The sequence below is a fragment of the Shimia sp. Alg240-R146 genome, assembly GCF_947331465.1.
Classification (GTDB): domain Bacteria; phylum Pseudomonadota; class Alphaproteobacteria; order Rhodobacterales; family Rhodobacteraceae; genus Shimia.
The window spans coordinates 1,117,031-1,129,053 of record NZ_CAMZOK010000001.1 but is presented as its reverse complement, the minus strand read 5'-3'; the positions used below and the strand labels follow the sequence as shown (position 1 = coordinate 1,129,053).

General features: G+C 59.0%; 12 protein-coding genes. 8 read left to right on the top strand and 4 right to left on the bottom strand.

The features are described 5' to 3' along the window. Positions 1-20: 20 nt before the first annotated feature. Positions 21-749 carry an ABC transporter ATP-binding protein gene (locus PG871_RS05460; protein WP_270726932.1) on the bottom strand — a complete coding sequence of 243 codons (729 nt, stop codon included), beginning with the start codon at positions 747-749 and terminating at the stop codon, positions 21-23. 94 nt (positions 750-843) lie between these two features. Then, positions 844-1,083, bottom strand: a complete 240-nt coding sequence (locus PG871_RS05455) for an accessory factor UbiK family protein (RefSeq protein ID WP_054003296.1) — start codon at positions 1,081-1,083, stop codon at positions 844-846. Between the two features lie 121 nt (positions 1,084-1,204). Here PG871_RS05455 and lgt point away from each other — a divergent pair, with 121 nt between their 5' ends. The 4 genes from lgt (at position 1,205) to PG871_RS05435 (ending at position 4,210) form a co-directional block, all read left to right on the top strand. Further along, on the top strand, positions 1,205-2,086 hold the full coding sequence (gene lgt, locus PG871_RS05450; protein WP_270726929.1) for a prolipoprotein diacylglyceryl transferase: 882 nt from the start codon (positions 1,205-1,207) through the stop codon (positions 2,084-2,086). A gap of 47 nt (positions 2,087-2,133) precedes the next feature. Next, positions 2,134-3,138, top strand: a complete 1,005-nt coding sequence (locus tag PG871_RS05445; RefSeq protein WP_270728722.1) for a class I SAM-dependent methyltransferase — start codon at positions 2,134-2,136, stop codon at positions 3,136-3,138. Continuing rightward, on the top strand, positions 3,135-3,893 hold the full coding sequence (gene pgeF, locus PG871_RS05440; RefSeq protein WP_270726927.1) for a peptidoglycan editing factor PgeF: 759 nt from the start codon (positions 3,135-3,137) through the stop codon (positions 3,891-3,893). Before PG871_RS05445 ends, pgeF begins: the two co-directional genes overlap by 4 nt. Positions 3,894-4,072: 179 nt before the next feature. Beyond that, a complete protein-coding gene (locus PG871_RS05435; protein ID WP_270726925.1) occupies positions 4,073-4,210 on the top strand; it encodes a hypothetical protein in 138 nt (45 codons plus the stop codon). 96 nt (positions 4,211-4,306) lie between these two features. Here the strand turns inward: PG871_RS05435 and PG871_RS05430 are convergent, their stop codons facing one another. Beyond that, positions 4,307-4,807 carry an Lrp/AsnC family transcriptional regulator gene (locus PG871_RS05430; RefSeq protein ID WP_270726922.1) on the bottom strand — a complete coding sequence of 167 codons (501 nt, stop codon included), beginning with the start codon at positions 4,805-4,807 and terminating at the stop codon, positions 4,307-4,309. A gap of 216 nt (positions 4,808-5,023) precedes the next feature. Between PG871_RS05430 and trxB the strand changes: the two genes are divergently transcribed. From trxB to PG871_RS05410, 4 genes are all read left to right on the top strand, one after another. Continuing rightward, positions 5,024-5,965 (top strand): thioredoxin-disulfide reductase, encoded by a 942-nt coding sequence (trxB, locus tag PG871_RS05425; RefSeq protein ID WP_270726919.1) that lies wholly within the window; start codon positions 5,024-5,026, stop codon positions 5,963-5,965. Positions 5,966-6,065: 100 nt separating this feature from the next. Continuing rightward, the gene (locus tag PG871_RS05420) at positions 6,066-7,406 is read left to right on the top strand and encodes a cytochrome P450 (RefSeq protein ID WP_270726917.1); all 1,341 of its coding nucleotides are present in this window, start codon (positions 6,066-6,068) and stop codon (positions 7,404-7,406) included. 64 nt (positions 7,407-7,470) lie between these two features. After that, entirely contained in the window at positions 7,471-9,183 is a 1,713-nt protein-coding gene (locus PG871_RS05415) for an adenylate/guanylate cyclase domain-containing protein (protein WP_270726916.1), read from the top strand. Positions 9,184-9,300: 117 nt separating this feature from the next. After that, positions 9,301-11,376 carry a bifunctional sulfate adenylyltransferase/adenylylsulfate kinase gene (locus PG871_RS05410; protein WP_270726914.1) on the top strand — a complete coding sequence of 692 codons (2,076 nt, stop codon included), beginning with the start codon at positions 9,301-9,303 and terminating at the stop codon, positions 11,374-11,376. 64 nt (positions 11,377-11,440) lie between these two features. Here PG871_RS05410 and PG871_RS05405 read toward each other — a convergent pair whose 3' ends face one another. Then, on the bottom strand, positions 11,441-11,941 hold the full coding sequence (locus tag PG871_RS05405; protein WP_270726913.1) for a fasciclin domain-containing protein: 501 nt from the start codon (positions 11,939-11,941) through the stop codon (positions 11,441-11,443). Positions 11,942-12,023: the final 82 nt, after the last annotated feature.

The window sequence follows — 12,023 nt, the reverse complement described above, 5'->3', positions numbered from 1 at the left end:
GATCAAGCGCCCGCATCAGATCACCACGCGATCTCGTCGGGACTAACTCGGGAATCGTTTTCTGTCACCGACCGGATGGCGCCGTCCGCAAAATGAATGACCCGATGGGCCATCTGCGCTGTCGCCGCCGCGTGGGTCACAATCATCACGGTTGCGCCCAGCTCTCGGTTAATGTCGTTGATCACATGCAGCACGGCACGGCCCGTCGCACTATCCAGCGCGCCCGTAGGTTCATCGCAAAACAGCACTGTCGGATTCTTGGCGACTGCGCGCGCGATCGCCACACGTTGTTGCTCCCCACCCGACATTTGCGCCGGAAAGTGGTTCACCCGCTCCCCAAGCCCCACCAACTGCAAGGCGCGGTCCGCCTCCATCGGGTTCTCGGCAATTTCGGTGACCAGCTCGACGTTTTCAAACGCGGTCAACGACGGCATCAGATTGTAAAATTGAAAGACAAACCCAACGTGGTCGCGTCGATACAACGTCAATGCGCGATCGCTCATCTCACTCAGGTTCTGGTCTTGGAAAAAGGCCTCGCCGTCGCTTGCCCGATCCAAGCCGCCAAGGATATTCAAAAGCGTCGATTTGCCGGACCCCGACGGCCCCAACAACACAACGATTTCACCCTCAGGAACTTCCAGATCCACTCCGCGCAACGCGTGAACAGCGGCCGCGCCTTCCCCATAGACCTTGGTCAAGCCACGGGTTTTGAATGTGGTGCGTGGGGGCTGCGTCTTGCGATCCGACATGACGTCTCCTTCTCGCTAAAGGAGACTAGGCCGCAAGCGCGGCCCTGTCTATGTGTCGCAAGGTATCAGGCGAAACGCGCCTGATCAAAAGCACTTACTTGTTTTCAAGCGCCTCGATGCGCGCCTTGAGCGCCTCGTTTTCTTCGCGTGCCTTTTGCGCCATGCCGCGCACAGCGTCAAATTCTTCACGGGTGACAAAATCACGGTCCGCGAGCCAGCGGTCCATCATCGATTTCATCGCGTTTTCCGCTTCGTCCTTTGCGCCTTGGGCCACGCCCATTGCATTGGTCATCAGCTGGGACATGTCGTCCATAAACTTGTTACGGGTCTGCATTGATCTCTCCGCTTTTGGCTGTCCCCTATATGGGGCGGGTTGGACGGCGACACAAGATCGTTTGCCCACCTTGACTTTGCCCGCCCTGCGCGCCCACTTATGCCTCAACAGGTGAGGTCCCATGCGCGCATCCATTTTCTTCCCCGATATCTCGCCAGAGATATTCTCGATTTCAGCCTTTGGCATGGAGTTTGCCCTGCGCTGGTACGCACTGGCCTATATCGTCGGCATTCTTGTTGGCTGGCGCATCGTTGTGGCCGCCGTGCGCGCCCAGCGCTTGTGGCCAGATGACGAGGCCCCAATCAATCCGCGCCAGATCGAAGACCTGCTCACATGGGTTATTCTCGGCGTAATTCTTGGCGGCCGGCTTGGCTATGTGCTGTTTTACAAACCGACGTATTACGCCGCCAACCCCGGAGAAATCCTGCAAATCTGGCAAGGGGGCATGGCGTTTCATGGCGGTATGCTGGGTGTGGTAATCGCAGCGTGGATCTACACCAGCGCTCACAAACTCAACAAACTGCGCGTGGCGGACGCAATGGTGCTGGGCATCTGGCCTGGCCTACTGCTGGGTCGCATCGCCAATTTCATCAATGCCGAACTCTGGGGCCGCCAAACCGACGTTGCGTGGGGCGTGGTTTTCCCCGGCCACGCGGCGCAGGACTGCGGCCAGCTGCTTGGTCTCTGCGCGCGCCATCCCTCGCAACTCTATGAGGCCTTGATGGAAGGCTTGATCCTTGGCGCCCTCCTGCTTTGGCTGGCGTGGCGCCGCAACGGTTTCAAAACCCCCGGCCTTCTCACCGGCACATTCTTTGCGGGTTACGGTCTCGCGCGCTTCATCGTTGAATTCTACCGCCAGCCCGACGCGCATTTTGTGACCGAAGGCAACCCGCTTGGCCTTGCTCTGCAACTAGGCAACTATGGTCTCACCATGGGCCAGCTGCTGTCCCTGCCGATGATCCTACTTGGGGCGTTTCTGATCGTGCGGGCCAAACCGGCGTGAGCGACCTGACACCACACCTGCTGGCCCGGATCGAGGCGCACGGACCGATGACGGTCGCTGATTTCATGACCGAAGCGCTGCTGCATCCCGAGCACGGCTACTACACCACACGCGACCCCTTGGGTGCTGCCGGCGATTTCACCACGGCGCCTGAGATTTCGCAGATGTTTGGCGAACTTATTGGCCTTGCGCTGGCGCAAGCCTGGCTCGATCAGGGCGCCCCTTCGCCCTTCACGCTGGCGGAACTCGGTCCCGGTCGCGGCACTCTGATGGCCGACATCCTGCGCGCCACCCGCCAGGTTCCCGGCTTTCACGCCGCCGCAAAAGTTCATCTGGTCGAAGCCTCGCCCACTTTGCGCGCCAAACAGCAGGCGCTGGTCGACGACGCCACATGGCACACCAACATCGACACCCTGCCTGCCCAACCTCTATTCCTTGTAGCCAACGAGTTTTTTGACGCTTTGCCGATCCGTCAATTCCTGCGTGCGGACACCGGGTGGCATGAACGCCTGATCACCTCTCGGGATGGCGCACTGACATTTGGCTTAGGTCCTGAGTTGCCACAACCGGATCTTGAACACCGCCTCGCGGATACGGTGCCCGACCAGATCGTCGAAACCTGCGCCCCAGCGCGGGCGGTATGCGATCACGCTGGGGCATCGATAGAAACCCATGGCGGAGCAGCGCTGTTGATTGACTACGGTGGCTGGACCTCGCTTGGTGACACGCTGCAAGCCTTGCAAAACCATGCACCTGCCGATCCGCTCGCAACACCCGGCACCGCCGATTTAACGGCCCATGTGGATTTCGAAGCTCTCGCCAAAGCAGCACCCTGTGCCCATGCGCCCCTGACACCGCAAGGTGTGTTCCTCGAACACCTTGGCATCACCCAGCGCGCCCAAACATTGGCGTCCCGTCTTAGCGGCGAAGCGCTGAAATCACATATCGCAGCGCATCGGCGCTTGACGCATCCACAGGAAATGGGAAACCTGTTCAAGGTTCTTGCGCTCTTTCCCAAAGGCGCCCCCCCTCCGCCCGGATGCATCACATGACACTGGAAATTCTCACGTCCGACTTGCTTGGCCCCGTGCGTCACGGGTTTTTCACGCGTCGCGGCGGAGCGTCCTCCGGGGTGTTTGCCGGGCTGAACTGCGGTATGGGCAGTTCGGACCAATCCGAAATCGTGACTATCAACCGCTCCCGTGTGGCCGAGGCCATGGACGTGCCTCTCACGCATATGGCCCACCCATATCAGGTGCACTCCGCCGACGTATTGACCATCACCGAGCCACAAAACGGCACACGCCCCAAGGCGGACGCAGTTGTCACGGCCACGCCGGGCCTTGCGCTTGCGGTTCTGACCGCTGATTGCCAACCCGTGCTGTTTGCTGACACCGATGCTGGTGTGGTGGGCGCGGCCCACGCAGGCTGGCGCGGCGCATTGGATGGCGTGCTGGAGGCAACACTGGACGCCATGGAAGCACTGGGGGCCTCCCGCGCCGACACCAGAGCTGTGATCGGCCCCTCCATTTCACAAGCCGCCTATGAGGTCGGCCCAGAGTTTCTGGACGCCTTCATCGCGAATACCCCCGATAACAGTCGCTTTTTCGCCCAAGGCGAAGGGGACCGGATGCATTTTGATTTGCCCAGCTACGGGCTCCACCGCCTGCGCTCAGCTGGAATCGGCGCCGCGGAATGGACACGTCATTGTACCTACGCTGATGCCGACCGGTTCTATTCCTACCGCAGAACGACACACGCCGGCGAAGCGGATTATGGCCGCCTGATTTCCGTGATCCGCCTGTAAATTCAGGCATTCACCACGCTCACCGCCACAATTGAGACAGATTGCCTAAAATTTGGTTTGGTATTTTCCTTAAATCTGACCAATCTTGCCCCATCTCCGCCCCAATCGGAGGCGAAATTGTTCTCAACACGGAAACAAACCGGCCCCACAAGAAGGGTCGACAGCCACGGAGAGCAGACATGAAAAACCAACGCTTTATCAAATCGGTCGTAGCCGCATCCAAAGCAGACGCACCCGCCATGCCATGGGCCCGCGGCGCACGCCGCGCAGCGTTCATCGCCAAGCGCACCGCCGAAGGCCTTGCCAAAGCAGCCTAAGCTTCGGCGACCCGAGACATTTCGTAAAAGAGCCGCCCTCTGTGGGCGGCTTCTTTTGTTTTAGGGTCGGGGAAAAGGAAGCGTGCGATTGCGCTTCTATGCGTCCCGGCTCAACCGTTCTTCAAGCACCTCAAACGGCACGCCGGGTGCATCTTTGGCACCACGGATAACCAAAGACGTTTTCACGCTGGCCACGTTGTCCGCGCTGGTCAGGTCCTCGGTCAGAAAGGTCTGAAACGTGCTCAGGTCAGGCGCAACACACTTGAGGATAAAATCCACCTCGCCATTCAGCATGTGACACTCACGAACCAAAGGCCAGTTGCGGCACCGTTCTTCAAACGCGCTCAGGTCCGCTTCGGCTTGGCTGACCAAACCGACCATAGCAAATACCTGCACCTCAAAGCCCAGCTCTCGGCTGTCCACATCGGCATGATAGCCACGGATAAATCCAGCTTCTTCCAAGGTACGTACCCGGCGCAGACATGGCGGCGCCGAAATGCCGACTCGCTTGGCGAGTTCCACGTTTGTCATCCGGCCGTCGGCCTGCAATTCTGCGAGAATTTTGCGATCAATCGGATCGAGCCGGTGTCCAGCCATGTGAAAACGTCACTCCCTTGAGTTTGCGGTTCTTATATCACCGCCGCGCTAACGCGCAATAATGTTTCGCGCTTGCGCAATATCCTTTTGCAATGTCCCGCCGAAAGGCAAATCGCGAGACCGTGTGTTCCGGAAACCACCCAAGGTCTTTTCCTATAGGCAACGGGCAGCTATATCCGCTATCGGACTCGCAAACACATTTCAAAAAGGTGCCTCATGGCCGACACGAAACACACCAAGGTTCTGATCATCGGCTCCGGCCCCGCAGGTTACACCGCAGGCGTTTATGCCAGCCGCGCCATGTTGGAACCTGTTCTGGTGCAGGGTCTTGAGCCGGGCGGCCAGTTGACCACCACCACAGAAGTCGAAAACTATCCTTCGTTTGTCGAGGTCCAAGGCCCCGACCTGATGATCAAGATGGAAGAGCACGCCCGCGCCATGGGCTGCGAAATCGTCGGCGACATCATCACTGACCTCGATCTGTCCGAGCGTCCCTTCAAGGCCAAAGGCGACAGCGGCACGCTTTACACAGCTGACGCCGTAATCCTGTGCACCGGCGCCCGCGCCAAATGGCTTGGTCTAGACAGCGAAGAAGCCTTCAAGGGATTCGGCGTATCCGCTTGCGCCACTTGTGACGGCTTCTTTTACCGCGGTCAGGAAATCGTGGTTGTCGGCGGCGGCAACACCGCTGTTGAGGAAGCGCTGTTCCTGACGAACTTTGCGTCCAAGGTGACGCTGATCCACCGCCGCGATGAGCTGCGCGCGGAGAAGATCCTGCAGGACCGCTTGTTCAAACACGAGAAAATCGAGACCCTCTGGTTCCACGAACTCGAAGAAGTTGTCGGCACCGACATGCCCAAAGGCGTGACTGGCGTGAAGGTCAAACACACAAAAACCGGCGAAATCACCGAAGTGCCAGCCGCTGGCGTCTTTATTGCCATCGGCCACGCGCCCGCGTCCGAACTGGTTGCGGACCAGCTGGAGCTGCACAACGGCGGCTATGTCAACGTCGAGCCCGGCTCCACCCGCACATCCATTCCAGGCGTGTTTGCTGCAGGCGATTTGACCGATCACATTTACCGTCAGGCGGTGACCTCCGCAGGCATGGGTTGCATGGCTGCGCTGGATGCAGAAAAATTTATCGCCGGACAGGAATAACGCCTGACACGATCAGAAAAACACAGCAACCGGCGCAACTGCCGGTTGCCATAACAGGTGCCAAAGCCGTAGCGTTCCCGTACATCATCCGGAGCAAACCTTGCCTGTCACACCCGCCAAGCCGCTCAGCTTAGACGACATCCCCCACCCGCCGCTGACGCCGGTGGTCGGCCACACGCTTGACCTTTTGCGCGACCCGATCGGTTTGCATATGGGCGCAGCGCAAACCTACGGTCCGGTCTACAAAGTCAAAGTGCTGGGGCAGTGGCGGGTCTCACTTGGCAACGCGGATGCGCTTGAGTTCATCCTTGGGGACACGCAAAAACTCTTCTCCTCCTACGAGGGCTGGGACATGCTGCACAGGCTGTTCCCCGGCGGTTTGATGTTGCGCGATTTTGACGACCACCGTGCGCACCGCCGCATTATGCAGGCGGCCTTTCGCAAACCTGTCATGGACGCCTACCGCGCCCGTCTGGAAACCGCGACCACCACGCTCCTGACCGATTGGCAGGCTGACCAGCCATTCAAATTTTTTCCTGCGATCAAAGACATGACCCTGCGCATGGGCGCGGCTGTGTTCATGGGCCTTGATCTGGATGACCCGCGCGCGGATCTGCTGTCCAACGCCTTCCGCGCCGAAGTCGCCGCAGCAACGTCTGTGATCCGCAAACCTGTACCATTCACCAAAATGGCCCGCGGCATGGCCGCTCGTGCCACGTTGACACAGAATTTTGCAAAGATGATACCCGAACGGCGTGCCGCCCCAGGTGACGACTTTTTCTCTCAGATGGTGCTGGCTGCGGATGAGGACGGCAACAGCTGGGATGCTGAAGACCTCGTCGACCATTTCAACTTCCTGATGATGGCCGCGCATGACACCACCGCCTCCGCCCTAACCAAAGTAGCTTGGGCGCTGGCGACCTATTCCGACTGGCAGGACCGCATCATCTCTGAAGTAGATGCTCTGCCTGACGGTCCAATTGACGACGCGGGACTGGCCTCTTTGCAGGCCACAGATCTTGTTTTTAAGGAAGCTCTGCGCCTTTTGCCACCTGTGCCCTTGATCCCCCGCCGTGCTGTGCGCGATTTTGAATGGCAGGGGCATATAATCCCTGCTGGCACATGGGTCTCTGCCTCGCCCGGCACCGTGATGATGTCGCCTGAATACTGGACCGAACCCGAAAAGTTTGACCCCGACCGCTTTGGGCCGGACCGCCAAGAGGACCGCACGCACAAATATGCATGGGCACCGTTTGGCGGTGGTGCGCACAAGTGCATCGGTTTGCACTTCGCCACCATGCAGGTGAAAATCTTCCTCGCAGCGCTCCTGAAAACCTATCGTATCGAGCACGCAAGTGACGCCCCCATCGACTGGATCCGCGTGCCAATTCCTCAACCAAAAGGTGGACTGCCCGTGGTTCTGCGCAAACGAGCACAATGATACGCGCCTTGACCCACCCTCTTTGCGCCGCCACTCTTTAGGCCAAAGGCGACAGGACAAAACATTGGCAAAATCAGGCGGCTCCTCTCTTTGGAAAGGCAACTGGCGCACACGCGCGCGAATCTTCTCCGGATTGGTCCTGTTCACCTACGTGTTCTTTCACTTCCTCAATATCGGGCTGGGTATCTTCTCGCTTGAAATCATGGAGTCGTTTCAGGACATCCGACAAGCGGTGCATCGCTCGGTGCTTGGCACCACTCTACTGTATGGCGCGCTCTTCACGCACATGGGGTTGGCGCTTTATCGCCTCGCCCGACGGCGCACTCTGAAAATGCCAACTTGGGAGGCGTTTCAGATCATCCTTGGCATCCTGATACCGCTGTTTCTGACCGCCCATATCGTTCACACCCGCATGGCCAACGATTTTTTTGGCCTGAACGACCGGATGGGCTATCTCGTCGGATTGATTTGGGACAGCGCCAGCGGATGGAATCAGGCGCTTCTGCTTCTCATCACTTGGACCCACGGCTGTATGGGGCTGCATTTCTGGCTGCGCACGCAGGGTTGGTGGCGCAAATTTTTGCCCATCCTGATCAGCCTTGCCACTCTGATCCCGGCGTGGGCGCTCACCGGTTTCATGATTCAGGGCCGCGCGCAAAAAGCGTTGCTGAGCGATCCCGAAACATTTCCAGCACTGGCCGAGCGTTACAACTGGTTGTCCCCCGAGCAATTCGGCGTCCTATTAGAGACCACCAACCGCAACTTGCTGATTTTTGCGGCGATTGTTGCCCTGACACTCATCACCCACCTGACACGCCGCTATGTGATCCGCAGAGGCGCTGTGCCGATCCGCTATGTGTCCGGCCCGGAAATCAAGGGCCAGCGCGGCATGACTCTCCTTGAAATGTCTCGCGCGAACGGCGTGGACCACATGGCCCTTTGTGGCGGGCGCGGGCGCTGCACCACGTGTCGCGTTATCATCGAAGACGGCGCCGACCTCTTGCACCCGCCCTCCCCCGAAGAAGCCGCAAGTCTTGCGGCCGTGAACGCGCCTCCCAACGCCCGTTTAGCCTGTCAGTTGCGCCCAACCGAACCCGCCACGGTGCTCCAGGTGTTCCGCTCTGACGGACGTCGCGCCCGCGCGCACCAAAGCCTTGGCGAGGAACGGCGCATGGCGATCCTGTTTCTCGACATGCGCAGCTTTACCGCGCGCACCACCGGACAGCTGCCCTACGATGTGGTGTTTTTGCTTAACCGTTTCTTTGATGCCATTGTCCCGTCGATCACTGGTGCAGGCGGCACTGTGGACAAATATCTGGGCGACGGCCTGCTGGCGGTTTTTGAGCAGGGCAACGAAGCCGACTCTGCCCAGGCGGCACTGGATGCGGCGGCTGGAATTGGCGCAGCGCTCGCCACTTTCAACCAGACGCTCAAGGCCGAAAAAGCCCCGCCCGTCGCCATCGGCATAGGGCTGCACCTTGGCACTCTGGTGATGGGCGAAATCGGCGCCGCCGACAACGCGCCTCGCACAATCATCGGCGACACGGTGAATGCCACCTCCCGCCTCGAAGGCAAAACCAAAGAATTGGCGGTTGAGGCCCTGATTTCCGAGGAGCTGCTCAAGACCGCCGGCCACGACACCGGCCATCTCAGCTTTGTCGAGTTGGATTTGCGCGGTGTCGCCGATCCCATGGCCGCACTGCCAGTCACCAAGGCGGCCAAACTGTCGCAGCTTTTGCAGCCAAAACCCGTGAATCCGGTGAATTCAGACGCTTAACCCTTTGTTCGCAGTGTTGCACTGCGCGCAAGAACGTTATGCAGTCGCAGAAAAAGCTTCCCAAACGAGATTTTTCGTGTATTGCGTTCACGTGTGAACACACTTTGAGTTTCGTTGATGACCGACCCTGTTGCCACTCCCACCCCGGACGAAGAAGACATGCTCTTCCGACTTCTGCGCCAACTGGACACCGCCCCCGGTGCCAGCCAGCGTGCGACCGCGGCGGCGCTTGGCATCTCCCTCGGCCTTTTGAACGGACAACTCCGCGCCGCTGCTGACGCTGGTCATATTTCGATCAGCGACCGTGCCGGCCCAGACAAACGTCAGCGATTTGCCTATACGCTGACCGCCCGTGGAGCCGCGGAAAAAATGCGGCTCACCGACCAATTCCTTGACCGCAAACTTGCAGAATACAACGCCCTTCACGCGGAGCTTACCGGCACCGCGAGCGGGCTCTCCCCAATCAAACACAGGACTCATCCAATGCAAAACAACCTTGCACCAATCCCAGAGCTGTATGTGTCGTATGAAAGCGCGCAGAAACTCAAAATCGAAGCTGGCGAACTGGTCAGCTGGGATTTGACCCCGCGCCAGATCTGTGACCTCGAACTGCTGATGAACGGCGGCTTCAACCCGCTCAAAGGCTTTTTGACCGAAGCAGACTACGACGGCGTGATCGAGAACATGCGTCTGGAGAGCGGCGCTCTCTGGCCAATGCCGATCAATCTGGATGTGTCCGAAGACTTCGCCGCCAGCCTTGAGGCCGGTCAGGACATCGCCCTGCGCGACCAAGAAGGCGTGATCCTTGCGACCATGACCGTCACCGACAACTGGGTGCCAAACAAAGTCCGCGAAGCCGAAAAAGTCTTCGGTGCGGACGACGACGCCCACCCTGCGGTCAACTACCTGCACAACCACGCTGGCAAAGTGTACCTCGGCGGCCCGGTAACCGGCATCCAACAGCCCGTGCACTATGACTTCCGCGCCCGTCGCGACACACCAAACGAGCTGCGCGCCTATTTCCGCAAAATGGGCTGGCGCAAGGTGGTTGCGTTCCAAACCCGCAACCCGCTGCACCGCGCGCACCAGGAATTGACGTTCCGCGCCGCCAAAGAAGCTCAGGCCAACCTGTTGATCCACCCTGTTGTGGGCATGACCAAGCCGGGCGATGTAGACCACTTCACCCGTGTGCGCTGCTACGAGGCCGTGTTGGACAAATACCCACAGTCCACCACCTCCATGTCGCTCCTGAACCTCGCCATGCGTATGGCTGGCCCACGCGAGGCTGTATGGCACGGTTTGATCCGCGCCAACCACGGCTGCACCCACTTCATCGTTGGCCGCGACCACGCCGGCCCCGGCAAAAACTCTGCTGGCGAAGACTTCTACGGCCCTTACGACGCGCAGGACCTGTTCCGCACCCATGAGGAAGAAATCGGCATCACAATGGTCGACTTCAAACACATGGTTTGGGTGCAAGAACGCGCCCAGTATGAGCCAATGGACGAAATTCAGGACAAAGACGACGTCACCATCCTGAACATCTCCGGCACCGAACTGCGTCGCCGTCTGGCCGAAGGTCTTGAGATCCCTGAATGGTTCTCTTTCCCCGAAGTTGTCAAAGAGCTGCGCAAAACCAAGCCGCCACGCTCCAAGCAGGGCTTCACTGTGTTCTTCACCGGCTTCTCCGGTTCCGGCAAATCCACCATTGCGAACGCTCTGATGGTCAAGCTGATGGAAATGGGCGGCCGTCCGGTCACGCTTCTGGATGGTGACATTGTGCGTAAAAACCTCAGCTCCGAGCTGGGCTTCTCCAAAGAGCACCGCGATCTCAACATCCGCCGCATCGGCTATGTTGCGTCCGAGATCACCAAGAACGGCGGTATTGCCATCTGTGCGCCAATCGCGCCTTACGCCACCACCCGCCGCGCGGTACGTGAAGACATCGAAGCCTTTGGCGCCTTTGTCGAAGTGCACGTCGCCACCTCAATCGAGGAATGTGAGCGTCGCGACCGCAAAGGCCTCTACAAGCTGGCGCGCGAAGGCAAAATCAAGGAATTCACCGGCATCTCCGACCCCTATGATGTGCCTGCGAACCCTGAACTGTCTGTCGAAACCGAAAACGTCGACGTCGACAACTGTGCGCATCAGGTGATCCTGAAGCTGGAAAGCATGGGTCTGATCTCCGGCTAAGGCCAGATCCCCAAAATGAAAAAAGGCGCGGTATCGACCGCGCCTTTTTTTATGGCCTTATGGATCAACCTTGCGGGATCAAAACTTTGTCGATTACATGAATGACGCCGTTGGACGCCGCCACGTCGGCCGCCACGACAGTCGCGTCGTTGATCATCACCGCTTGCACGGCATCGACAGAAATTTCGCTGCCCTGAACCGTCGGCACCATCGCCTTCTTGCCTGCGATGTCTGCAGCCATGACTTTGCCGGACACCACGTGGTAGGTCAAAATCGCCACCAGTTTGTCTTTGTTTTCCGGCATCAAAAGCATCTCGACGGTACCGTCCGGCAGGGCCGCGAAGGCCTCATCGGTTGGAGCAAAAACAGTAAACGGACCTTCGCCCTTCAAAGTATCAACCAGCCCTGCTGCCTGAACCGCCGCGACCAAAGTTCCAAAACTTCCAGCGCCTACTGCGGTGTCCACAATGTCCATTTTGGACTGACTTCCCGCCATTGCGGCTCCAAAACTGGTCGCTGCCAAGGCAAGTCCGGTTACCATTCCAATAAAGCTACGTCGCTGCATGTCTATCTCCTCTTGTGAACATGCAAAAGCTACGCGCCCCCTCCAGTTTCAGATCAATCGCTCAATGCTGCCCACCGGCGAA

Coding starts and splice junctions, on each gene's coding strand:
- PG871_RS05460 (WP_270726932.1), bottom strand. CDS start 749: ATGTCGGATCGCAAGACGCAGCCCCCACGCACCACATTCAAAACCCGT.
- PG871_RS05455 (WP_054003296.1), bottom strand. CDS start 1,083: ATGCAGACCCGTAACAAGTTTATGGACGACATGTCCCAGCTGATGACC.
- lgt (WP_270726929.1), top strand. CDS start 1,205: ATGCGCGCATCCATTTTCTTCCCCGATATCTCGCCAGAGATATTCTCG.
- PG871_RS05445 (WP_270728722.1), top strand. CDS start 2,134: ATGACGGTCGCTGATTTCATGACCGAAGCGCTGCTGCATCCCGAGCAC.
- pgeF (WP_270726927.1), top strand. CDS start 3,135: ATGACACTGGAAATTCTCACGTCCGACTTGCTTGGCCCCGTGCGTCAC.
- PG871_RS05435 (WP_270726925.1), top strand. CDS start 4,073: ATGAAAAACCAACGCTTTATCAAATCGGTCGTAGCCGCATCCAAAGCA.
- PG871_RS05430 (WP_270726922.1), bottom strand. CDS start 4,807: ATGGCTGGACACCGGCTCGATCCGATTGATCGCAAAATTCTCGCAGAA.
- trxB (WP_270726919.1), top strand. CDS start 5,024: ATGGCCGACACGAAACACACCAAGGTTCTGATCATCGGCTCCGGCCCC.
- PG871_RS05410 (WP_270726914.1), top strand. CDS start 9,301: ATGACCGACCCTGTTGCCACTCCCACCCCGGACGAAGAAGACATGCTC.
- PG871_RS05405 (WP_270726913.1), bottom strand. CDS start 11,941: ATGCAGCGACGTAGCTTTATTGGAATGGTAACCGGACTTGCCTTGGCA.